The following is a 22,961-nucleotide window of genomic DNA, read 5'->3' as shown; positions in this document are numbered from 1 at the left end:
ACTACCACGGCTCCACCCGCAACTGAGGCCAGGTGGCCTTCAACTGTACGCCCTTTTTCTCATGGAGCGGGCGGTTTTCGAGCGCATGGTTGGGCACCACGCGGAACGAAAACAGGTCATCGAGCCCGAAGGGCGCCATGATCGTGATCTGGTCGTCCGGTTCCAGCCGGGCCCCAACTGCATAGGCGCGCGCCGCATAGCGCCCCAGCATCTCTTCTGCCGACTGCAACGGGGTAAACGGCGCGCCGAACTTGCCCTCAAACCACAAATGCACCCGCGCCTGGTTGCGCACCTGCACCGGGATCGGCAGATGCGCAAAGCGTGCCGCGAGCCGCTGGATCGCCACGTCCTCGGCTTCGTAGCTCAGGTCCGCGTCGTCGAAAAAGAACACGTCTAGGTCATTGACGGTCACAAGCCCAGGCCGCCCCGCCAGCCGGTTCCACGCCATGTGGTAAAGCGCTCCCGCCACCAGCATCCCCTCGGGCAGGACCTCCGCCCGAATGCCCTTCAGCACCTCCATCAGCACCGGCTCATCACGCACCATCGCCGCCAGCACCTCGCGCTGCTGAGCATCCGGCAATCCCGAATATCGGAGGTGGTCCTGCATGCCATCGATGTTAGGCGATTCTTGTGCGGCGTGGGTGGCGCTAGGTGGCGGTCGCCGTCTCGATACTCCGCCGCATCCTCACCAGCCGCTGCTGCAGCTCCAGCACCCCCTCGAGCGTCTCGCCCGAGGCCTTGGCCAGTTCCAGTGCCATCACCTTGGCATCCACCTTCAGCGCCATGCCCTTGTCGGTCACTTCCACATCCAGCACCCGCTCGTCCTCGCTATTGCGCGTCCGCCGCACAAGGCCAGCAGCTTCCAGCTTCTTCAGCAGTGGCGTCAGCGTGTTGGATTCGAGCAGCACTTCGTCGCTCAGCGCCTTCATCGTGGTCTTCTGGCTTTCCCACAGCACCATCATCACCACGAATTGGGGGTAGGTCAGCCCCAGCCGGTCGAGCGTTGGCCGATAGAACCGGCTGAACGCATGCGAGGCGGAATACGCCGCAAAGCAGATCAGGTGGTCCAGCCGCAGTTGCTCCGCGATCTCCTTGTCGTCCATAGTCATCTCCTTTCAGGCCTCTATATAAGGCGTATGCGATTAAATCGCAAGCGACCTATGCATGCCAGCCATGCAGTTTCGTGCCTTCCGGATAATTCAATCGCGTGCGATCTAAATGTCATCGCAGTGAGCGACACACACTTTCAAACGGGAGATTGAAATGACCACATCCTCTGATTCCGCCCCTACCAGGACCGTTCTGTTCATCACCGGCGCCTGGATGCACACCTCCTCTTGGGACAAGTTCCGCTCGGCCTTCGAAGCCGCCGGCTACAAGACCCTCGCCCCCGCCTGGCCCTATCTCGATGGCAACCCGGCTGATCTCCGCCGCAACGTCGACAAGCGCCTCGGCTCGCTCACCTTCGGCCAGCTCGTCGATCACTACGCCAAGATCATCGATGGCCTCGGCGAACAGCCGCTGATCGTCGGCCACTCCATGGGCGGCCTCATCACCCAGCTGTTGCTCGATCGCGGCTATGGCGCCGCCGGCATTGCCCTCGATCCCGGCCCCATCGCTGGTGCCTTGCCCGGCCCGCAATCGCTGCTCGCCGCCATCCCGCCGCTGCTGGCCGGCTGGAGCAACACCTACCTGCTTGATCGCGCGGGCTTTGCGAAGAACTTCGCCAACACCGTTCCTGCGGCGGAACTTGACGCACTTTACGATGCCTATGTGGTTCCCACTTCGGGCCGCATTTTCTATCAGGCCGCTGGGATGATCGGCACCTGGACCAAGCCCAAGGCACGGAAGCAACCGTTGCTGATCACCGCCGCCCAGTTCGATCGCACCGTCACGCCATATCTCTCCAAGGCCAGCTACAACATCCAGAAGCAGTCGCCGTCACGCACCGACTTCATTGAATTCCCCAACCGCTCGCATTTCCTCGCTGGCGAAAAGGGCTGGGAAGAGGTCGCCAACTACGCCCTCGATTGGGCAAAGCAGGCCATCGGCTGACCCTGCGGACGTTCGGGGCGGCGCTGGTCGCTGCCCCGTCGACATTTCCGAACGCCATGGAATCCGCTACCCATTGTGGGACGCCGATTCCTGCCGTTCCCCGGGGACATTATGCGCAAGACCATCATCGCCTTGCTCGCGGTTCTGACGCTTGCCGCCTGTTCATCTATCCCCATCGGCACCGTCGCCCGCCTCCGCGCCCTCGACTATCTCAACGATGATCTTGCAAGCCTCTTGGTGGCGTTCGATGTGCCTTTGAGCCTTGAGCCCATCCCCAATGCCTCGGCCCTGAACTTCGATATCGCCACGCCGTCAAGCGGCGAACGCCACATCAGGGCCATGCTCGCCGAAACCGACCCCGGCGATCTCGCTGGCACCCTGCAACCGCCTGCGGACGGCCGGAACTATTACCTCTTTGGCTTTTCCCCCGCCGACAAGGCGGCCATCCGCGAAGCCCAGGCCTGGGCCAAAACCCTGCCACCCGGCGCAAACACGGTCACCCTCTCGCTCTCCCCCGACTTCTGCCGCACCGCCCAGATCGATCCGGCCAAAGTCACGGTCTCCGTCCTCGTCGCCCTTCCCGGCACCCCCAACCTCGCGCCCCTGATCAGCAACCAGCCTCTCAAAACCCTCCTCGCCACCGCCCCGGCAAAGGACATCCCAAGTTGCGCGGGCCACTCGGGCTAGGGTCTCGAAGTCGTCAAGGATAGGCACCGATGTCGCAGTTCCCTTCTCCCCTTGAGGGACAAGGTGCCCGAAGGGCGGATGAGGGTCCGCATCGCCATGGCGATGCGCGCTAGAAGCAAAGCGAAGAGCGACAGGAAGCCGCGGAAGTGAGTTCCCTAAAACCCGCCGCCAGTCTTGAAACCGCCGCTGGTGCGGTTGCCGCTTGAGCCGCTGCGGGGCCGTGAGAATCCGCCACCGCCGGCATTGCCACCGCCGAACCCACCACCACCACCGGCCCCGGGAAGCTTCCCCCAACTGCCGCCAAAGCCACCGGAATTGCCGCCCGAACTGCCACCACCAAAACTTGAATCCGGCCAGCTGAAGCCGCCCTGGTTGCGGCCGCCATTTCCGGCATTGCCGCCCCACGGTCCGCCCTGGGTTGGCCCGCCTTGGCTCACGCCGCCGCCGCTGCTCCAGTTCTGGCTCTGCCGCCAGCGCAGCCAATAGTCGGCCGCCGTGATGCCCCCGCGCAAGAAATCGTTGAGCAGCGTGCCCACCAGCTTGTCTTCACCAAAGCTCGACCGCGGGTTGTCAAAACCCTGTTTCTTGAACTCGTACTGGATATCTTCCAGTTCGCGCCGCCGCGCTGCCAGGGTCTTCAGCCGCGCCTTCTGATCGCGGGAATCGGCGTCTTCCTCGGCTGCCCGCTGCCGCTGATCGTCGATCTGCTGCACAATCGTGTCGTCCTGGCCGGTCTGCGTCGCCCGTGCCTCGGCCAGTAGCGTCTTGATGTCTTCCCGGCCCAGCACCTCGGCAAGGCCATTGATGGCCGACGCGAATTCCGGGCTCGAACCCTGCGCCAGCTGCCGCTGCTGGCGCGCCAGCGTATCGCGCTGGTCTTCGAGCTTTACCGTCTCGGCGTCGATTTCCGCAACGCGCGCCTCGGCCTTTTCCATCGCCAGCCGCACCGGCTTGCCGCCGGCCGCATCGAGTGCAGCCGTCTCGGCCGCGCGCAACTCGTCCGCCGCCGTCTGTGCAATCTGCTGCTGACGCTCGGCATGCTCCCGCAACCGCATCGGGATTTCGTTGAGCATGGCGAAATTCACCCGCGCCTCGGGAAACCCCACCATCCGCGCGATGAGACTGTCGAGATAGCTGATCAGGTTGTTTTCGCGATAGTTCTTGGTGCCGTAACCGCGCTCCCACAGGTACATGAACAGCGGATCATCCCGGTAAGGGCGCCCCTTCTGGTCGCGGTCGGTCTCCGCCTGCTGCGTCTTGCTGAGGCTTTCGCCGGCCACTGACGCGAGGGCGTCGGCCGCCTGCTTCTTCGACATGTAGTCAGGCGAGGTGCTGATCGTGCTGGACACCTTATCGGCCAGCGCTCGCAACTCCACCTGCGCCTTGCCTGCAGCTGCCACCTGTTCCGCCCGTTCCGTGCCCAGCGCGGCAATCTTGCCGTCAAGCGCCTTGAGCTGGTTTTCGGCCGCGCTCAGGTCGCTGCCATGCTGAGCCAGCATCTGCCGCGCCTTCAGCTCGGCCTGCGTCAGCTGGGTTGAAAGGTCCTTCTGTGTCGCCGGGTCGAGCCGCACCTGCGCCAACTGCCTGAACAGCTCGCTTTCGGTTTCCTTGAACTTGGTGACGAGTTCGGCGCTGCGCGCGAGGCGCTTTGCGATCTCGTCCTCTTCGCGACGGATGTCGCGCAGGGCTTCATCGAGCGAACGCAGGGCGTCAGGGCCACTTAGGGTCATGCCAGCACCTGCAAACGGGCCTGAGTCAGGCGATGGTTCACCACTTGGTCACCGCCCCGCCCAGCACTGGCATCACCCAATCCACATCGAGGAACCCGTATTCCTTCACGCCCAGCACCTTGTGCTGCACGATCCCGTCGTCGCGCTTGTCCGCTTCCACCGAGCGGTAAACCGATTCAGGTACGCGTACGCCCCAGATCGAAACGTTCTCGGTCACCGAGTTTTCCTCGTTGGTGATCGGCAGCGTTAGTGCCTTGCCGTCGGTGCCGATCGCTTCCACCACGACATAATAGTTGGTCGCCGCCGTGTTCACCTCGGGGAAGGTCCAGAATCCGGTCTTGACCCCCTCCCGGTTGACGATCGTCACCGAATATTCCTGCCGCAGTTCGTCGCGCAGCGCCGTCAGCTCCGCCACCGCCTTTTCGGCCCCGGGCCGGTCGCCCTCCGCCGCACGTGCCTTGCCGCGGGTGCGGATCGCCTCCGCATCGGTCACCGCCTGCTGCACTTTGGTATCGGTGTAAATGCTCTGGTAGAGCGCATCCATTTCGGCAGGGATCTTTTCCGAAAGCTCGACCCGCGCGCCTTCGACCTGCGCTTGCTGGAACGGCTGCCAGGCGAGGAAGTAGCCGCCCAGCCCCACAACCAGAACCACCGCGATGGCCAGCGCGAGCGGTCCCCATTTCTTCCGCCCCACATAAAGTCGCGCCAGGGTCACGCCGAGGCCGGGCTTGGGCGGCGTGTAGGCAAACCGGCTCTCAGCCAGCGCATTCACGCCCTCCTGCAGCACCGCATCCGTCACCTCAATGCCCTGCTGGTGGTAGATGTCGCGCAGCTTGTCGATCAGTTGCTTGTTGCGCGTTGTCTCATCCAGCTCGCGCTCGACCAGATCCTGCCGGTGGCGCAGTGTATCCACCACGTCCATTGCCAGCATCACTTCATCGAGTGGGGCCGCATCGGTCGGCGCCGCACCCGTGCTCATCGTCGTGCTCATGTCGGGCGAGCTCAAGCTGTCTCCGGATCAGCCCTATTTGGTTTCGAGCAACAGGGCATTGCCATCGGCTGCGAGTTGGGCGAGGCGGCGCTTGCCGTCCTCGACCGCATCGCGGATTTCAGCCGAATTCTTGGTCGAGGCATCGCGCATCTCGTTGATGATGGTGCGCGATTTCTCCTGAAACGACACCACCGAGTCGACCAGCTTCTTGACTGCGTCGGCGCGGATCGTCGGGCCGTACCCGGCCTTCACCGCCGCCTCACCAACCCGGTCGCCGATTTCGCTCAGCGTCTCGAGGCTCTTCGATACGCCTTCCTTCATGGCGTTCAGCGTCTCGGTCGATTCATGTAGCCCGAACAGCCCGGTGAACGAGGCCGACAGCGCGGTGAACACCGTTTCGTTGGTGGAAAAGAACGAGATCGCCTGCTGGTACACGCGCTCCTTGGCCTGCGTCGTCTGCATCAGCCGCGCCATCACCACTTCCGATGTGGAGTAGGAGATCGTCAGGTTGTCGCTCAAGTCCTTGGTGATCTGGTAGCGGCGCTCTTCGTTTTGCAGGTCGCGCAGCTTCTCGTCACGGTCCATTTCAAGCTTGGCACGGTCAGCGGGCGTCCCGTCCTTGAACGCCGTCAGCGCGTCGCTGGCGCCCGTGAGTGTCGTCTTCTTCTCATCGAGCTTCTTGGTCGCAATCTCCAAGAGCTCCAGCGCCATCACCTCGGACTGCTTCAGCGCGCCACGGAAATCGCGATAGGCCTCGAGGATGACATGCTCGCGGTCGACCTGGTTCTTGGTCTCCTTGGAGACCTCGAGATAGGTGCCGCGGATCTTGTCGAAGCGCTGGGCAATGTCGCCACGGCTGACCTTCATCCAGACGTTTGAAACGCGTTCCATCATGTCGAGCTTGCCATCATCGAGCTGGTCCACCAGCCCCTTGGCGTCGTCGCGGATGGAGTTGAAGGCTTCGGTGATGGTGTTGTAGCGCTCGCCGATGCTCATCGCAGCGACCTGGCTGCGCACCACTTCGTTGAACGCACTCGCCTGCGTCAGCGTGCGGCCGATCAGGATCACCTTGGTCTCGTCGAGCCCGGTGATCTCGTTGAGCAACCCCGTGATCGGCTGCTCGCCTGACTGCTCGGGCCAGATGCCGAGCTGCTTGATCGCGCCCATCGCCTTGTCGAGATATTGCAGCGGCTTTTCCATCACTTCAGTGGCCATCAGACGTCTATCCCTTTACCGGTCACCGACGGGTGACATGATTCCTCGTGTGCACCGAGCCTGACAATTCTTTGCGACAGTCAGGTCCGCTATTTTGCGCGATATGGTGCGAAAAAGCCTCACGAAAAGAGCGTTGCGCCAAGTTTGCGGCGTAAGTTGCCCGCAAGGCACAACCCGAGGCCCAACTCGTGGCACACCCCAATGCGGTTGTGCCACCGCCCGACGAGCACTACCTTGCGCCGCGGCCAGCTGCTTCGGCCCGGTGCGCTCAAGGAGCCCAGCATGGAATTCGGCGGCAGATACCGCTTTTCGGCCCCCCGTGACGCTGTCTGGGCCGCGCTCAACGATGCCAATACCCTCAAGGCCGCCATTCCCGGCTGCTCGCGCCTCGACTGGACGGGCGTGGGCACCCTCGAATGCGAGATCAAGGTCAATTTCGGCATCATGCAGCCCACCTTCACCGGCGACCTCGAGCTGCGCAATGTCGTGCCTGCCCAAAGCTACACCCTTGCCGGCCGTGGGCGGGGAGGGCTGCTTGGCAAAGCCGAGGCCGCCGCCGATATCGTCCTCACCGATTCCCCTGAGGCCGAACTCATGGGCACTGAACTGCTGTTCACCGCCCAGGGCGGCGCCGACGGCGGCATCATGAAGCTGGGCAAGGCGCTGATCGGCAATTCGGCGCAGAAAGTCATCGACGGCTTTTTCGAGCGCTTCGCCGAAGCCATGGGCGTCACCCTTGTGGCACTGCCCCGCTGACACCGCAGAATTTTTCCCGTTTGGTCAAAAATCCGCTGCTTTCCCTCTTGCAGAGCGGGACTTTGCAAGATTGTATTCCTCCCAACGCGGGCGGTCTGTCAGGCGGCCAATGGCCGTTGCCGCGCGCGAACCAGGGAGACTGATCCATGACCTCTTTCTCGCGCCACCTCGGTGCACTCGCCACCGGCGTCGCCATGACCGTTCTGGTCGCCGGCGCTGCCCTTGCCGACCCCGCACTGATCTATGACGGCGGCGGCAAGTTCGACAAATCCTTCAACGAAAGCGCCTATAACGGCGCCGAAAAGTACAAGGCCGAGAGCGGCGGTACCTATTCCGACCTCGAAATCACCGGCGACGCGCAGCGCGAGCAGGCGATCCGCCAGTTTGCCTCCAAGGGCTTCTCGCCGATCCTCGTTCCCGGCTTCTCCTGGGCCACTGCGCTGACCACGGTCGCTGCTGAATTCCCCGAGACCCACTTCGTCATCATCGACTCCGTCGTCGATCTGCCGAACGTGCGCTCGGTGGTCTTCAAGGAGCAGGAAGGCTCGTACCTCGTCGGTATCCTCGCTGCCATGGCATCGAAGTCCGGCAAGATCGGTGTTGTCCCCGCGTTCAACTTTGAGCTGCTCGAGCGTTTCGTTTGCGGCTACAAGGAAGGCGCCAAGTCGGTCAATCCGGCGATCGAAGTGCTGGAAACCTATGTCGGCGCCGGCTTTGAAGCCTTCTCCGATCCGGGCAAGGCTGCTGAAGTTACCAAGTCGCAGCTCGACCAGGGCGTGGACGTAGTGTTCCAGGTGGCCGGCGGCGCCGGTGCAGGCGTGCTTCAGGCCGCTGCCGACGCTGGCAAGCTCGGCATCGGTGTCGACAGCAACCAGAACTACCTCCACCCCGGCAACGTGCTGACCTCGATGATGAAGCGCGTCGACGTCGCCACCTACAATGCCTTCATGGATGAAAAGAACGGCAAGTTCACGCCCGGCACCGTCGTCCTCGGCCTCGCCGAAGAAGGCGTTGGCGCTGCGTTCGACGACAACAATGCCAAGCTGATCACGCCGGAAATGAAGGCTGCTGTCGAGGCTGCCACCGCCAAGATCAAGTCGGGCGAAATCGTCGTTCACGACTTCATGGCCGACAAGACCTGCCCGTCCTGATCTCTGGCAGGCACAGCCTTTATGGCAAACTCTGCCCAAACCTCTGCGCGGCGGCTGGAAACAGCCGCTGCACGTCCCCCGGCCATTGAGCTCGTTGGTATCAATAAGCATTTCGGCCCGGTGCACGCCAACCGCGACATTCACCTGACCGTCCGGCCAGGCACCGTGCATGGCATCGTTGGTGAAAACGGCGCCGGCAAATCGACCCTGATGTCGATCCTCTATGGCTTTTACACCGCCGACTCGGGCGAAATCCGCGTCAACGGCGTCCCCCACGCCATCACCGACAGCCGCCACGCCCTCAAGCTCGGCATCGGCATGGTGCACCAGCACTTCATGCTGGTCGATAATTTCTCCGTCATCGAAAATGTCGTGCTCGGCGCCGAGGATTCCGCGCTGCTCGCGCCAACGCTCGCCAAGGCCCGCGTGCAGCTCAAGCGCATCGCCACCGATTACGGCCTCGAGGTCGATCCCGACGCCATCGTTGAGGATCTCTCGGTCGGCCAGCAGCAGCGCGTGGAAATCCTCAAGGCGCTCTATCGCGGCGCTGAAGTGCTTATTCTCGATGAGCCCACCGGCGTGCTGACCCCAGCTGAGGCCGATCACCTGTTCCGCATCCTTCGCACCCTGCGTGATGAGGGCAAGACCATCATCCTGATCACGCACAAGCTGCGCGAGATCATGGCCATCACCGACGAAGTGTCGGTGATGCGCCAAGGCGCCATGGTGAAAACGCTTGTCACCGCCGATACTTCGCCGGGTGAACTCGCCGAGTTGATGGTTGGCCGCCGCGTGCTGCTGCGCGTCGAAAAGGGCCCTGCCAATCCGGGCAAGGTGATGCTCGAGGTCGAAAACCTCGTCGTCACCGACGATTTCAAGATCCCGCGCGTCAAGGGAGTGAGCTTCAATGTGCGCGCCGGCGAGATTGTCGGCATCGCCGGGGTCGCCGGCAACGGCCAGTCCGAACTGCTCGAATCCATTTCCGGCATGCGCGACCAGCAGTCGGGTGTCGTCCGCCTCAACGGCAATCCCCTCTCGCTCGAAGGCGACGACGGCGCTGCCCGCGCGCGCGCCGCCGGCCTCGCCCACGTGCCCGAGGATCGCCTCCGCATGGGGCTGGTGACCAATTTCCTCGAATGGGAAAACTCCATCCTCGGCTACCAGGAAAGTTATGGCGATGGCCTCGGCCTCGATATCGCCAAGGCAAAGGCTGAAGCGAAAGAGCGCATCGCCAAGTTCGATATCCGGCCACCCAATACCGAACTCAAGACCGCCAATTTTTCCGGCGGCAATCAGCAGAAGATCGTTCTGGCGCGTGAGATGGAGCGCAACCCGGATGTGCTGATCGTCGGCCAGCCCACCCGCGGCGTCGATATCGGCGCCATCGAGTTCATCCACAACCAGATCATCAAGATGCGCGACGCCGGCAAGGCGATCCTCTTGGTCTCGGTCGAACTCGACGAAATCCGCTCGCTCTCCGATCGCATCCTCGTCCTGTTCGACGGCCACATCGTTGGCGAAGCCGATCCAGCCACCGCCGATGAAGGCGAACTCGGCCTGCTCATGGCCGGCGTTCACGCCGGCGACAGCCCGGCCAAAAAAGACCCGCAACCAAAAGACCCGCAATCATGAGTGTCCGCGTGCCCTTGCCCCGCTGGGTCGATATCGCGCTCTTGCCGCTGCTCAACGTCACGCTCGCCTTTCTCATCGGCGGGCTGATCGTCCTCTCAGTCGGCCAGAACCCGCTCGATGCCGTGGGCATCATGCTTTACGGCGCCTTCGGCTACGGCTCGGGCTTCGGCTACACGCTCTACTACACCACCGATTTCGTTTTCGCCGGCCTCGCCGTGTCGCTCGCTTACCATGCGGGCCTGTTCAATATCGGCGCCGAAGGCCAGGCCTATGTGGCGGGCCTTGGCGTCATTCTGATCGCGCTGGCGCTCAACGGACAACCTTGGCAACTGGTGGTTCCGGCAATGATCGTTGTCGGCATGGTCTTCGGCGCAGTCTGGGGCTTTATCCCCGGCTACCTCCAGGCCAAGCGCGGCAGCCACATCGTTATCACCACAATCCTCTTCAACTTCATCGCCGTCTCGATGATGAGCTATCTCATCAGCCGGGTACTTAAGCCCGCCAATGTCGGCAATGACGAGAGCGCCCCGATCATCGTGGCGAGCCGCGTGCCCGGCCTCAAGGATTTCATCCCCTTCTTCAACCACTCGCCGGTCAACATCACCTTCATCATCGCCATCCTGGCGCTGGTCTTCGTCTACTGGCTGGTCTGGCGCACCAAGTTCGGCTTTGCGCTGCGGGCCCTCGGCCATAACCCCACCGCCGCCAACTATGCCGGCATCTCCAACGAGAAGATGATCATGATCGTCATGGCCATGGCGGGCGCTCTGGCGAGCTTTGTGGCGGTCAATAATGTCGGTGGCGTGCAGGGTCGGCTGATCCTCAATTTCGTCAATGGCGCTGGCTTTGTGGGTGTCGCGGTTGCCTTCATGGGCAAGGCCCATCCGGTCGGGGTCGCGCTTTCGGCGCTGCTGTTCGGGGCGCTCTATCAGGGCGGCCAGGAACTCGCTTTCTCTATGCCTGGCATCACCAAGGAAATGATCGTCACCATCCAGGCCCTGGTGATCCTCTTCACCGGGGCCATGGGCGATATGCTGCGTATCCCGCTTGAAAAGCTCTTCGCACCCAGACCCTCGGCGGGAGCCCGATGATGCAACTCTTCGTCGATCTCACGCTGATCCTTGATTCCACCGTGCGCCTCGCCGTGCCCGTGATCCTCGCCTGCCTCGCCGGCCTTTATTCCGAGCGCGCCGGCATTGTCGACATCGGGCTCGAAGGCAAGCTCCTCGCCTCCGCCTTTGGCGCCGCCGCAGCTTCTGCCGTCTTCGGCTCCGCCTGGATCGGCCTTGGCGTCGGCGTCCTCGTGGCGCTCTGTTTTTCAGCCATCCACGGCATTGCCTCGATCAACCTCAAAGGCAACCAGACCATCTCCGGTGTCGCGCTCAACTTCCTCGCGGCCGGGCTTACCACATTCCTCGGCCAGAGCTGGTTCCACCGCGGCGGCTACACCCCGCAACTGTCGGGCGATCAGCGCTTCAGCCCCATCACGCTGCCCTTCGCCGATCAGGTGAAAGACGTCCCCATCATCGGCGAAATCTACTGGGAGCTGATTTCGGGGCACAACATCATCACCTATTTCGCCTTCCTTGCCGTGCCGGTCACCGCCTGGGTGCTGTTCCGCACCCGCTTCGGGCTCCGCCTGCGTGCAGTGGGTGAAAACCCCAAGGCGCTGGACACCGCAGGCATATCGGTCGCCCGCATGCGCTATTCGGCCCTCATCATCACTGCCGTTCTCGTCGGCGTGGGCGGCGCCTACCTCTCGATCGCGCAGTCGGCCGGGTTCAACAACAACATGTCGGCCGGCCGCGGCTATATCGCGCTTGCCGCGCTGATCTTTGCCAAGTGGAAGCCCTGGCCGGCGCTCGGCGTCTGCCTGATGTTCGGCTTCCTCGATGCGTTGCAGTTCCGACTGCAGGGCCAGGATCTGCCCTTTGTCGGCCAGGTCCCGGTGCAGGCCATCCAGGTCTTGCCATACCTCTTGACCATCATCCTTCTCGCCGGCTTCATCGGCCGCGCCGTCGCCCCCAAGGCCGCCGGAATCCCATACACCAAGGACCGCTGATATGGTGACCGACGCTGAACTCTTTGCCGCCGCCGAGGCCGTCCGTGCCAAGGCCTACGCGCCCTATTCGAAGTTCCAGGTCGGCACCGCCATCCTCGCCGATGACGGCAAAGTCTATGTCGGCTGCAATGTCGAAAACGCCGCCTATCCCATCGGCAACTGCGCTGAGCCCTCCGCCATTGCCGCCATGCTGGCCGGCGGCGGCAAGCGCATCAAGCGCGTCTACACCACGGGCCCCGGCGCCATGCCCGTCACCCCCTGCGGCGGCTGCCGCCAGCGCCTCCGCGAATTCGCCGACCAGGACGTGGTGATTATCTCCCATGGCATCGACGGCGCCCCACTCCACCAAACCCTCGCCCAACTGCTTCCGCACTCGTTTGGCCCGGAGTTTTTAGGTAAGTAAGAGAGACCCCTCATCCGGCCCTTCGGGCCACCTTCTCCCCGACGGGGAGAAGAAATTCTGGGACGCTGGTGATGGGCACGCTATTCCTCTCCCCGTCGGGGACTTCGCAGCGTGCCGGAGGCCAAATCACGCCAGTGGCGTGATTTGAGTATAGAAGGCCGAGAGACCTATGGTCGAAGGGCCGGGTGGATCGGCCGAAGGCCGAGACGGGTGAGGGGCGCGAGCCCGCGAAAGATGAGCGACTGAACATGACCAAAGCCGCCAAAACCATTCGCCAGATCGTCGGCGACGTCACCCTCGATGCCGCGCTTGTCCTCGGCTCCGGCCTCTCCGCCCTTGGCGATGACCTTAAGGACAAGGTCGCGATCCCGTTTTCCGAGCTCAAGGGCTTTCCCTCGGGCGGCGTCTCCGGCCACGGTCGTGATCTGCTCATCGGCACCATGGGCGGCAAGCGCCTCGCCATCCTCACTGGCCGCCAGCACTACTATGAGCACGGCAACCCCGCCGCCATGCGCCCGGCGCTCGAAACCCTCGCCGAGCTCGGCACCAAGACGCTCCTGCTCACCAATTCCGCCGGCTCGCTCGATCGCGCCAATGGCCCGGGCGAGCTGATGCTGATCGGCGACCACATCAACTTTTCCGGCCTCAACCCGCTGATCGGCGAGCCAACCGACCGCCGTTTTGTCAACATGACCGGCGCTTACGATGCTGAACTCCGCGCCAAATCGCACGAGATCGCGAGCCAGCTCGGCATTGCGTTGAAGGAGGGGGTCTACATCTGGTATTCTGGCCCCTCATTCGAGACCCCGGCCGAAATCCAGATGGCCATCCGCCTGGGGGGCGATGCGGTGGGCATGTCCACCGTCCCCGAGGTGATCCTCGCCCGCATGCTCGGCCTTAAGGTCTGGGCCTGCTCGTCGATCACCAACATGGGCGCCGGCCTCTCGGACGAACAGATTTCGCATGAGCACACCAAGATCATGGCAGTGCAGGGCGCCGAAAAACTGAGAAAACTCATCCCTGCGCTGGTGGAGGCAATATGAACCTGAGAGTGGTCGATCCGCCCGCCAAGGCGCCGCAAAAGCCGCAAGCGCCAATACTCGAGACGCACGTCCCGCACCGGCGCAACCCCGGCTTCCCGCTCGATCTCGAATGGGTCGAGCGCACGGTGATGAACCGTTCCGCGCTCGAGCGCCGCGCCACCACCCTCCCCGCCCGCCGCTCGGTGAAAAAGGAGTGGCAGTCGGCCTGGCTGCTCAAGGCCATCACGCTGATGGACCTGACGACGCTCAATTCCGACGACACCCCCGGCCGCGTCGAGCGGCTCTGCGCCAAGGCCCGCCATCCGCTCCGCAGCGACATCGTCGCTGGCCTCGGTGTTGCCGAACTCAACATCCAGCCCGCCGCTGTCTGCGTCTACCATAGCTTCGTCAAGACCGCCGTCGCCGCGCTCGACGGCACCAATATCCCCGTCGCCGCCGTCTCCACCGCTTTCCCGCACGGCCTCGCGCCCGTAGAGACCAAGCTCAAGGAAATCGAATCCTCCGTCGCCGATGGCGCCAAGGAGATCGACATCGTCATCGAGCGCCAGATGGTACTCAACGGCGACTGGCAGGCGCTCTACGACCAGATCAAGTCCTTCCGCAAAGCCTGCGGCGACGCCCACATCAAGACCATCCTCGGCACCGGCGAACTCGCCACCCTCACCAATGTGGCCAAGGCCTCGCTCGTCTGCATGCTGGCCGGCGCCGATTTCATCAAGACCTCGACCGGCAAGGAAAAGGTCAATGCCAACCTCCCCACCTCGCTCGCCATGATCCGCATGATCCGCTGGTTCCATGAGGAAACCGGCATCGAAATCGGCTACAAGCCCGCCGGCGGCATCGCCACGGCCAAGCTCGCGCTCGATTACATGGCGATGATGAAAGAGGAACTGGGCACCCACTGGCTCCAGCCCCACCTTTTCCGCTTCGGCGCCTCATCGCTCCTCACCGACATCGAACGCCAGCTCGAACACGGCCTCACCGGCCACTACGCCGCCGATTACCGCATGCCGATGGTGTAAGACCCCTCATCCGGCGCTTCGCGCCACCTTCTCCCCGACGGGGAGAAGAATAAGGCGCCGACCTCGCAGTCGGCATTCCTCTCCCCGTCGGGGAGAGGGTGGATCGGCCGAAGGCCGAGACGGGTGAGGGGGAGCCATGCAGTCTGGCCCCTCGATCGGAGCACTACAAAATGAACAAGATCGCTGAAATCTTCACGTCCCTCGACTACGGCCCGGCCCCTGAGGCTGCCGATGTCGCGCTGGCCTGGCTCGCCGCCCACGACAACCGCTTCGGCCATTTCATCAATGGCACCTGGACCAAGCCAGGCAAGACCTTCGCCACCGAAAACCCCGCCAGCGGCAAGACCCTCGCGCAGATCACCGACGGCACTGCCGACGATGTCGATGCCGCAGTGAAAGCCGCACGCGCCGCCTTCAAGCCCTGGGCGGCGCTCTCGGGCTACCAGCGCGGCAAATACCTCTATGCTATCGCCCGCCTGATCCAGAAGCACTCGCGCCTCTTCGCCGTCCTCGAAACCATGGACAACGGCAAGCCGATCCGCGAGAGCCGCGACGTCGATATCCCGCTCGTCGCCCGCCATTTCTACCACCACGCCGGCTGGGCCCAGCACCTCGAGCGCGAGTTCCCCGACCACGTCCCCTATGGCGTCTGCGGCCAGATCATCCCGTGGAACTTCCCGCTGCTGATGCTCGCCTGGAAGATCGCCCCCGCGCTCGCCGCCGGTAACACCGTGGTGCTGAAGCCTGCCGAATTCACCTCGCTCACGGCGCTGCTGTTTGCCGAAATCTGCGAGAAAGCTGGCCTCCCCAAGGGCGTCGTCAACATCGTCACCGGCGAAGGCGACACCGGTGCCGCCATCGTCAACCACCCCGATATCGACAAGATCGCCTTCACCGGCTCGACCGAGGTCGGAAAGATCATTCGCGCCGCCACCGCCGGCTCCGGCAAGGGCCTTTCGCTCGAGCTCGGTGGCAAGTCACCCTACATCGTTTTCGATGATGCCGATCTCGATAGCGCCATCGAAGGCCTCGTCGATGCCATCTGGTTCAATCAGGGCCAGGTCTGCTGCGCCGGCTCGCGCCTTCTGGTCCAGGAATCGATCGAAGAGCGGTTCATCGCCAAGCTGAAAAAGCGCATGTCGAGCCTCCGCGTCGGCGATCCGCTCGACAAGGCAGTAGATATTGGCGCGCTGGTCGCGCAAGTGCAGGTCGAGCGTGTCCGCGATCTGGTGAAAAAGGGCGTCGCCGAAGGCGGCCAGCTCTATGAGCCCGATATCGATCTGCCCAAGTCTGGCTGTTTCCTCCGCCCCGCGCTTATCACCCACGTCTCGCCCGCCAATTCGGTGGTCGCGGAGGAAGTCTTCGGGCCGGTGCTGGTCGCCATGAGCTTCCGCACCCCCGAAGAGGCGGTGGCGCTCGCCAACAACACCAAATATGGCCTCGCCGCCACCATCTGGAGCGAGAACATCAACCTCGCTCTCGATATCGCGCCCAAGCTCAAGGCCGGCGTCGTCTGGATCAACGGCACCAACCAGTTCGACGCCTCAGTCGGCTTCGGCGGCTACAAGGAGAGCGGTTTCGGCCGTGAAGGTGGCAAGGAAGGCATGGCGAGCTATTTGAAGCCCGCCTGGGAAAAGGCGCTAAAGCCCTTTGTGGCGCCCGTCCTCAAGGCCCCCAAAGCCGCCAACCCGCTCGACGCAGCCTCGATCGACCAGACCGCCAAGATGTATATCGGCGGGAAGCAAGCCCGCCCCGATTCCGGCTATTCCCGCCCCGTCCACAGCCCTTCGGGCGCGCTGGTCGGCGAAGTCGGCGACGGCAACCGCAAGGATATCCGCAACGCCGTCGAGGCCGCCCGCGCCGCACTCGGCTGGGCCACCACCACCGCGCATACCCGCGCACAGATCCTCTATTTCCTCGCCGAAAACCTCGAGTACCGCGCCGCCGAATTCGCTGCCCGCATCAAGGCACAAACAGGCGAAGACGGTACTGCCGAGGTCGAACAGAGCGTCGAACGTCTCTTCGCCTTTGCCGGCTGGGCCGACAAGTACGATGGCGCCGTTCACAACCCGCCCTCGCGCACCGTCGCGGTCGCCATGGTGGAAGCCATCGGCGTCATGGGCATCCTCGCCCCGCCCTCGCGCCCGCTGCTGGGCTCCATCGCGCTGATTGCCCCGGCCCTCGCCATGGGCAACACCGTGGTCCTCGTCCCCTCCGAACGTTCCCCGCTTTCGGTCACCGACCTCTATCAGGTGATCGAAACCTCGGACGTGCCCTCGGGCGTCATCAACATCGTCACCGGCAACTCCGCCAGCCTAGCGAAGACGCTCGCCGAGCACGACGGCGTCGATGCCATCTGGTTCGCCGGCGATGCCGAGACCTCCGCCATGGTCGAAAAAGCCTCGGTCGGCAACCTCAAGCAAACCTGGACCACCCGCGGCCTCTACTACGACCTCGCCGACAAACAGAAGTTCGAAGGCGACTACCTTTTGAAGCGCGCCACCCAGGTCAAGAACGTCTGGATACCCTACGGGGCGTGAAGTCAGCGCAGAGGAGCCGGTTGAGCTCTATCTTCCTTCTCCCCTTGAGGGAGCAGGTGCCCGAAGGGCGGATGAGGGGTTCTCTCCTCCGCAACGGCCGCTCCTCTCGATGCTCGGATCGCGCAACACTAAGTGTTGCGAACCCCTCATCCGGCGCTGCGCGCCACCTTTTCCCTCAAGGGGAGAAGAAAGATCGCGGCGGGCGGGGCCTCTCACCCCGCCGAAACCTCCGCAATAAACCCCCGCACCAGTCGCTCGATCTCCGCCGCCGGCAGCCCGAACCGAGCCTCGGCGTCCGCCACGCCCATGTTCCCGCTGATCACGAACGCCCTCAGCCCCTTGCCCGCCAGCGCCTTGGCCTGCGCGATGCTGAGTCCGCCCACCACCTGCACCGACGCCACCGACCCAACCCGCTCGAACACCGCCTCGGCCACATCGGCCAGATAGTTTGAGCGGTAGAGTTCCGGATCAGCCCGCCGCGCATCAAGCTGCAGGTGAATGCCCACGCCATCCACTCCGGCCGAAACCATCTCGTCAGCCACCTCCACCGCGCGCGCCGCCGGCCCCTGGTGCGGCACGAGGATATCTGCAAACGCCAGCCGGGCGATGTCCGGCTGTTCGGCGCGAAACCGGTCCCTTACCCCGCAGACGCCTTTGGCGGTGGCGACGCCGGATGCAGCAAGGAAGTCGATGATATTGCCGCCGCCGCCATAAACCGCCTGCGCCTCGAACGCTCCGCCATCCATGGTCTTCATGTCCGCCAGTAGCAGCGCCTCGGGCAGGGCGGCGCGAAACGCCGGCACCACGTTGTAGACCCCGGCGCATTTGAGCAGCGGCGTGCCCATTTCCACCAGGTCCACCCCGCCGGCCAGTGCCGCCCTCGCGACGCTCAGCCCCAACGGAATGGCATCCACATCCACCGAAATCTGGAACGTGAACGCCTCCCGCATCCTTGCCACCACCCGCGCCGAAGCCGTCATCCCGTTTCTCCCCTCGATCGTCATTGTTCCCTCCTCGATCGCTCGGCCGCTAGAGCAGCCCGCGCAACCGCATCCAGTTCTCCAGCAGCACCGGCCAGATGTCGGACGTGAATCCGTCCTTGTTCATCCCCCAGCCATGCGCGCCATCGCCAAACACGTGCAGTTCCGCCGGCGCGCCCGCCTTGTGCCAATCCTCGTAGAGCCGGCTCGACGAGATCGGCGCCACCGATTTGTCGTCGTCCGAAATGATCAGGAACAGCGGCGGCGGCGATGCCGGAATGCCAAGTTCGGCGCGGTAAGCAGGATAGACGCCTACGGCATAGTCAGGCCGGCTATCGGCATCATGCGACATCGCCGCGCCCATCGCCACGCCACCACCCGCCGAAAACCCGGCAATGCCGATCTTGTGGGGGTCGATCCCCCATTCGGCCGAATGAGCTCGCGCGAAGCGGATCGCCTGCCGGCCGTCCTCTTCGCCCATTTTCCGAGCGTCCAGCATGAACGGACGGTTCGGCGCCGCCGTCTCGGTCTGGCTCGGCTGGCCCAGCCGCTTCTGCAACTCGTTGCGGAACACTTCCATTTCGGCGTCATTGTCCGGGCTGCGCATCAACCGGTATTTCAGCACCAGCGCTGTCACGCCGCGCTCCACCAGCCAGCGCGCCAGTTGGTGGCCCTCATGGTCGATCATCAGGAAATGGAACGCGCCGCCCGGCGCAATCACCATCGATGTGCCGTTCGCCTTGCCCGCCGCCGGCCGATAAACCGTCACCGTTGGGATCACCACATTGCGGGTATAGCGCATCTCGCGCTTGGCCCACGGCACCTGCGCCGTCCGCTCCTGCCAGTCCCAGCTCTCCGAGCCCGGCGGCACGCCATCGTCCGGCCAGATCCGGTGAACGCTCGCCGCCCCCGGCGCCTCTGCCAGAACGGCCGCCTCGAGCCCGGGATGGGTGCTGTCTGCCATGAATTCCTCCTCATATTTTCGGCCATTAGGCCACGCGGAGTCGCGCTGGTGCAAGGCGCGCTGGGCCGAACTCGTCTGAGTCTTTCGGGCGACACGGGCGTTCGCTGGGGAACGCGGTTGACCAACCAAAGGAGCACCTCTACCCAGCTTTGCGCGGTACCCGGCATGGCCTAAGGTCCGCGTGTCGGAGAGTCCAACCCATGTCTGCTGCCTCGGCCCTGCCTGTCGCCCGCCCGCTGGTCGGGGTCCTCATGGTCGTCTGCGCCACGCTCACCTTCGCCGTCGCCGATACGCTGACCAAGCACCTGGCCGGGCTCTATCCCGTGCCGGTGATCATGGCCCTGCGTTACTTCGTCAATGTCGTCCTCTTGGCGGCCATCTGGCGGGGCGACTTGCCAAAACTCTGGCGCGTCAATCGGCTGTGGCTGGTGCTGCTCCGCGGCCTCTGCCTCGCGGCCGCTTCTCTGACCGTGGGTCTTGCGCTCAAGCTGATGCCGGTGGGCGAAACCATCGCCATCATCTATCTCGCCCCCTTCGCCGTCATGCTGCTGGCCGGGCCAGTGCTCGGCGAGCGCGTCTCGCTCATCGGCTGGATCGGCTCGAGCTTCGGCTTTCTCGGCGTGCTGCTTATCGCCCGTCCCGGCGGCAATCTCGATCCGACGGGCGTCGTGCTGGCCCTAATCAATGCGGCGCTCTCAACCGCCTATCACCTGATGACCCGGCTTCTCGCCCGCACCGAAACCACCGTGGCCATGCTGTTTCACACTGCCTGGGTCGGGGCGGTGATCTTTGCCGTCCTCGCCCTGCCGGAACTCCCTACCTTTGCACCCACCCTCACCGATCTCGGCCTCATGGTGCTGCTGGGCGTCTTGATGACACTGGCGCATTTCCTCTTTACCGGCGCCTATCGCGAAGCGCCCGCCTCGCTCCTCGCGCCGGTCAACTATGTGCATCTGCTCTGGGCCGGTACGCTCGGCTGGCTGGTCTTTGGCCACTTGCCCGATGCGCTCAGCCTCGTCGGCATGGTGCTTATCGCGCTGGCTGGCGCGGGGATAGCTGTCCACACCCATCTCGCCACCTCCCGCCGCGTTGTCGAAGAGCTTCCGCCAGCCGCCGTGTAACTTGCCGCTGCGCCGCCCTGCCTCACTTGCCTTGCCCGCGCCGGTAGCGCAAAACATCGCCCATGACTTTTCTCCCGCAAGAAACCATAGCCAGAAAGCGTGACGGCATCGCGCTGGCTGGCGATGAAATCACCACCTTCATCGGCGGCCTCACCTCCGGCACCGTCTCCCATGCGCAGGCCGCCGCTTTCGCCATGGCAGTCTATTTCCGGGATATGACCACGCCCGAGCGCGTCGCCCTCACCCTCGCCATGCGCGACAGCGGCACCGTGCTCGATTGGTCCGATCTCGATGGTCCGGTTGCCGATAAGCACTCGACCGGTGGGGTGGGGGACAATGTCTCCCTGATGCTGGCGCCGATCCTTGCCGCCTGCGGCGTCTACGTGCCGATGATTTCCGGCCGCGGCCTCGGCCACACCGGCGGCACGCTCGACAAGTTCGACGCCATCCCGGGCTACACCACCAGCCCGGACAACGATCTCTTCCGCAAGGTCGTGCGCGAGGCAGGTTGCGCCATCATCGGCCAGACCGCTGACCTAGCCCCCGCCGACAAGGTCCTCTATTCGATCCGCGACGTCACCGGCACGGTCGAATCCATCCCCCTGATCACCGCGTCGATTCTCTCCAAAAAGCTCGCGGCCGGCCTCGGGGCCTTGATCCTCGACGTCAAGACCGGCTCCGGCGCCTTCATGCCTACCCTCGAGAAGTCGCGCGCGCTGGCCGATAGCCTGGTCTCGGTCGCCAACGGGGCAGGGCTCAAAACCGCAGCCCTGATCACCGACATGAACGAGCCGCTCGCCTCCGCCGCCGGCAACGCGCTCGAAGTGCGCAACGCCGTCGATTTCCTCACCGGCGCCCACCAGGACTCTCGCCTGCGCGAAGTCACGCTGGCCCTGAGCGCTGCCGCCCTCGAACTCACCGGCTTTGCCGGCGATGCCCGCGCCGCGGTCGAAACCGCGCTCACCAGCGGCAGGGCGCTCGAGCACTTCTCGAAGATGGTTTCGCTCCTGGGTGGCCCCACCGATTTCGTCGCCCGCATGGACACCCACCTGTCCCCGGCCCCCATCGTCCGTGATATCTTGGCCCCGCACGCCGGTTTCATCTCCGCCATCGACACCCGCGGCGTCGGCATGGGCGTAGTCGCCCTCGGCGGCGGCAGGCGCCTTCCTACAGACAAAATCGATTTCGCAGTTGGCTTCGATCAAATGCTTGGCCTTGGCCGAAAAGTCTCCGTTCAGGATCGGTTATGCCGCATTCATGCGCGTGATGAAGCTGCGGCAACCGACGCCACCGCCCGCCTCCTCGCCGCCTACCAGATCACCGACGCGGCCGGGCCGACTCACCCCCTGATTGCCGGCCAAGTCCCCCCTTCTGCCCCCTCTGCCCTCCGGGGAGAGGGTCGGGGTGAGGGGAAGTCCAACCCATGACCCGCGCCATCCTCTGCATCCTCGACAGTTTCGGCATCGGCGGCGCCCCCGATGCCGCCGACTATGGCGATACCGGCGCTGACACCCTCGGCCACATCGCCGCCAACTATCAGATTTCCCTACCGAATATGGACGCCCTTGGCCTCGGCGCCGCAGCCAAACTTTCCACCGGTACCACCCCGCGCGGCCTCACCGACCAGCCTCAGGGCGGACACTATGGCGTCGGCCGCGAAGTCTCAAAGGGCAAGGACACGCCATCGGGCCACTGGGAGATCGCCGGCGTCCCGGTCCCCTTCGCCTGGGGCTATTTTCCCCAGACCGAGCCCACTTTCCCGCCCGATCTCGTTACCCAGATCGTTGAAAACGCTCAGCTTCCCGGCATCCTCGGCAACAAGCACGCCTCGGGCACCACCATCATCGCCGAACTCGGCGAGGAGTCGATCAAGTCGGGCAAGCCCATCTGCTACACCTCCGCCGACTCGGTGTTCCAGATCGCCGCCCACGAGCAGCATTTCGGCCTCGAGCGGCTCTATGCCCTCTGCCAGACCGTCTTCGCGCTGACCGCCCCAATGATGATCGGCCGCGTCATCGCCCGCCCCTTCGTCGGCGAAAACGCCAGTGATTTCAAGCGCACCGGCAACCGCCGCGACTTCGCCATCGCCCCGCCCGAGCCCACCCTGCTCGATCGCAACAAGGCCGCCGGCCACCAGGTCTTTGCCATCGGCAAAATCTCCGACATCTACGCCGGCCACGGCGTCACCCACCGCATCAAGGCCAATGGCAACATGGCGCTCTTCGACCGCACCCTCGAAGCGCTGGAAATGGCAACCGACGGCGCTTTGATCATGACCAACTTCGTCGATTTCGATCAGGATTACGGCCACCGCCGCGATGTTCCGGGCTATGCACGGGCGCTCGAAGCCTTCGACGCGCGCCTGCCGGAACTGATCGCCAAGCTCCAGCCCGGCGATCTTCTCGTTCTCACCGCCGATCACGGCAACGACCCCACCTGGCGCGGCACCGACCACACGCGCGAACAGACCCCAATTCTGGCTTTTTCCCCAAGCCTATCGCCCGGAACCATTGGCATCCGGCCGACCTTCGCGGATATAGGAGAAAGCATCGCCCGCTGGCTCGGCCTCGCGCCCGGCAAGCACGGCCGTTCCTTCCTCTAGCCTTTGA

Annotated in this window: 21 protein-coding genes; 14 read left to right on the top strand and 7 right to left on the bottom strand. The window is 64.1% G+C overall.

All coding sequences use genetic code 11. The features are described 5' to 3' along the window. Position 1: 1 nt before the first annotated feature. A complete protein-coding gene (locus ACO06J_RS13345) occupies positions 2 to 607 on the bottom strand; it encodes a nucleotidyltransferase family protein (protein ID WP_421761211.1) in 606 nt (201 codons plus the stop codon). Between the two features lie 40 nt (positions 608 to 647). Beyond that, positions 648 to 1,103: a MarR family winged helix-turn-helix transcriptional regulator gene (locus tag ACO06J_RS13340; RefSeq protein ID WP_421761210.1), complete on the bottom strand. Its 456-nt coding sequence runs from the start codon at positions 1,101 to 1,103 to the stop codon at positions 648 to 650. A 160-nt stretch (positions 1,104 to 1,263) separates the two neighbouring features. On the opposite strand from ACO06J_RS13340, the gene ACO06J_RS13335 reads away from it, so the two are divergent. Next, positions 1,264 to 2,055: an alpha/beta hydrolase gene (locus ACO06J_RS13335; protein ID WP_421761209.1), complete on the top strand. Its 792-nt coding sequence runs from the start codon at positions 1,264 to 1,266 to the stop codon at positions 2,053 to 2,055. A gap of 111 nt (positions 2,056 to 2,166) precedes the next feature. Then, on the top strand, positions 2,167 to 2,742 hold the full coding sequence (locus ACO06J_RS13330; RefSeq protein WP_421761208.1) for a lipoprotein: 576 nt from the start codon (positions 2,167 to 2,169) through the stop codon (positions 2,740 to 2,742). Between the two features lie 155 nt (positions 2,743 to 2,897). Here the strand turns inward: ACO06J_RS13330 and ACO06J_RS13325 are convergent, their stop codons facing one another. Genes ACO06J_RS13325 through ACO06J_RS13315 form a run of 3 tightly spaced genes read right to left on the bottom strand, consistent with a single transcriptional unit; the run spans position 2,898 to position 6,678 of the window. Then, positions 2,898 to 4,472 carry a hypothetical protein gene (locus ACO06J_RS13325; protein ID WP_421761207.1) on the bottom strand — a complete coding sequence of 525 codons (1,575 nt, stop codon included), beginning with the start codon at positions 4,470 to 4,472 and terminating at the stop codon, positions 2,898 to 2,900. Positions 4,473 to 4,509: 37 nt separating this feature from the next. Next, positions 4,510 to 5,478, bottom strand: coding sequence for a DUF6384 family protein (locus ACO06J_RS13320; protein WP_421761206.1), 969 nt, complete (start codon positions 5,476 to 5,478; stop codon positions 4,510 to 4,512). Between the two features lie 18 nt (positions 5,479 to 5,496). Further along, positions 5,497 to 6,678 carry a cell surface protein gene (locus tag ACO06J_RS13315; RefSeq protein ID WP_421761205.1) on the bottom strand — a complete coding sequence of 394 codons (1,182 nt, stop codon included), beginning with the start codon at positions 6,676 to 6,678 and terminating at the stop codon, positions 5,497 to 5,499. Positions 6,679 to 6,960: 282 nt separating this feature from the next. Here ACO06J_RS13315 and ACO06J_RS13310 point away from each other — a divergent pair, with 282 nt between their 5' ends. The 9 genes from ACO06J_RS13310 to ACO06J_RS13270 all read left to right on the top strand — a co-directional run bounded on the left by ACO06J_RS13310 (position 6,961) and on the right by ACO06J_RS13270 (position 17,287). Continuing rightward, the gene (locus ACO06J_RS13310) at positions 6,961 to 7,434 is read left to right on the top strand and encodes a CoxG family protein (protein ID WP_421761204.1); all 474 of its coding nucleotides are present in this window, start codon (positions 6,961 to 6,963) and stop codon (positions 7,432 to 7,434) included. Positions 7,435 to 7,580: 146 nt separating this feature from the next. Then, the gene (locus ACO06J_RS13305) at positions 7,581 to 8,585 is read left to right on the top strand and encodes a BMP family lipoprotein (protein WP_421761203.1); all 1,005 of its coding nucleotides are present in this window, start codon (positions 7,581 to 7,583) and stop codon (positions 8,583 to 8,585) included. Positions 8,586 to 8,606: 21 nt separating this feature from the next. Beyond that, on the top strand, positions 8,607 to 10,217 hold the full coding sequence (locus ACO06J_RS13300; protein WP_421761202.1) for an ABC transporter ATP-binding protein: 1,611 nt from the start codon (positions 8,607 to 8,609) through the stop codon (positions 10,215 to 10,217). Next, on the top strand, positions 10,214 to 11,308 hold the full coding sequence (locus ACO06J_RS13295; RefSeq protein WP_421761201.1) for an ABC transporter permease: 1,095 nt from the start codon (positions 10,214 to 10,216) through the stop codon (positions 11,306 to 11,308). Before ACO06J_RS13300 ends, ACO06J_RS13295 begins: the two co-directional genes overlap by 4 nt. Further along, the gene (locus ACO06J_RS13290) at positions 11,308 to 12,279 is read left to right on the top strand and encodes an ABC transporter permease (protein WP_421761200.1); all 972 of its coding nucleotides are present in this window, start codon (positions 11,308 to 11,310) and stop codon (positions 12,277 to 12,279) included. The genes ACO06J_RS13295 and ACO06J_RS13290 overlap by 1 nt, the downstream gene beginning before the upstream one ends. Position 12,280: 1 nt before the next feature. After that, positions 12,281 to 12,682, top strand: a complete 402-nt coding sequence (locus tag ACO06J_RS13285; protein ID WP_421761198.1) for a cytidine deaminase — start codon at positions 12,281 to 12,283, stop codon at positions 12,680 to 12,682. A 248-nt stretch (positions 12,683 to 12,930) separates the two neighbouring features. Beyond that, a complete protein-coding gene (locus ACO06J_RS13280; RefSeq protein ID WP_421761197.1) occupies positions 12,931 to 13,725 on the top strand; it encodes a purine-nucleoside phosphorylase in 795 nt (264 codons plus the stop codon). Then, positions 13,722 to 14,747 (top strand): deoxyribose-phosphate aldolase, encoded by a 1,026-nt coding sequence (gene deoC, locus ACO06J_RS13275; protein WP_421761196.1) that lies wholly within the window; start codon positions 13,722 to 13,724, stop codon positions 14,745 to 14,747. Before ACO06J_RS13280 ends, deoC begins: the two co-directional genes overlap by 4 nt. Before the next feature lie 170 nt (positions 14,748 to 14,917). Continuing rightward, positions 14,918 to 17,287 carry an aldehyde dehydrogenase family protein gene (locus ACO06J_RS13270; protein ID WP_421761195.1) on the top strand — a complete coding sequence of 790 codons (2,370 nt, stop codon included), beginning with the start codon at positions 14,918 to 14,920 and terminating at the stop codon, positions 17,285 to 17,287. Positions 17,288 to 17,499: 212 nt separating this feature from the next. On the opposite strand, the gene ACO06J_RS13265 is transcribed toward ACO06J_RS13270, so the two are convergent. Further along, the gene (locus tag ACO06J_RS13265) at positions 17,500 to 18,291 is read right to left on the bottom strand and encodes an orotidine 5'-phosphate decarboxylase / HUMPS family protein (protein ID WP_421761194.1); all 792 of its coding nucleotides are present in this window, start codon (positions 18,289 to 18,291) and stop codon (positions 17,500 to 17,502) included. 25 nt (positions 18,292 to 18,316) lie between these two features. Next, a complete protein-coding gene (locus tag ACO06J_RS13260; protein ID WP_421761193.1) occupies positions 18,317 to 19,231 on the bottom strand; it encodes an alpha/beta hydrolase in 915 nt (304 codons plus the stop codon). A gap of 200 nt (positions 19,232 to 19,431) precedes the next feature. Between ACO06J_RS13260 and ACO06J_RS13255 the strand changes: the two genes are divergently transcribed. The 3 genes from ACO06J_RS13255 to ACO06J_RS13245 all read left to right on the top strand — a co-directional run bounded on the left by ACO06J_RS13255 (position 19,432) and on the right by ACO06J_RS13245 (position 22,954). Then, a complete protein-coding gene (locus ACO06J_RS13255; protein WP_421761192.1) occupies positions 19,432 to 20,352 on the top strand; it encodes a DMT family transporter in 921 nt (306 codons plus the stop codon). A 62-nt stretch (positions 20,353 to 20,414) separates the two neighbouring features. Next, positions 20,415 to 21,779, top strand: a complete 1,365-nt coding sequence (deoA, locus tag ACO06J_RS13250; protein ID WP_421761191.1) for a thymidine phosphorylase — start codon at positions 20,415 to 20,417, stop codon at positions 21,777 to 21,779. Then, positions 21,776 to 22,954, top strand: a complete 1,179-nt coding sequence (locus ACO06J_RS13245) for a phosphopentomutase (protein ID WP_421761190.1) — start codon at positions 21,776 to 21,778, stop codon at positions 22,952 to 22,954. Before deoA ends, ACO06J_RS13245 begins: the two co-directional genes overlap by 4 nt. The last annotated feature ends 7 nt before the right edge of the window (positions 22,955 to 22,961 follow it).

Source organism: Devosia sp. (assembly GCF_965229025.1).
Classification (GTDB): Bacteria; Pseudomonadota; Alphaproteobacteria; order Rhizobiales; family Devosiaceae; genus Devosia_A.
This window is presented reverse-complemented; position numbering and strand designations above follow the sequence as displayed.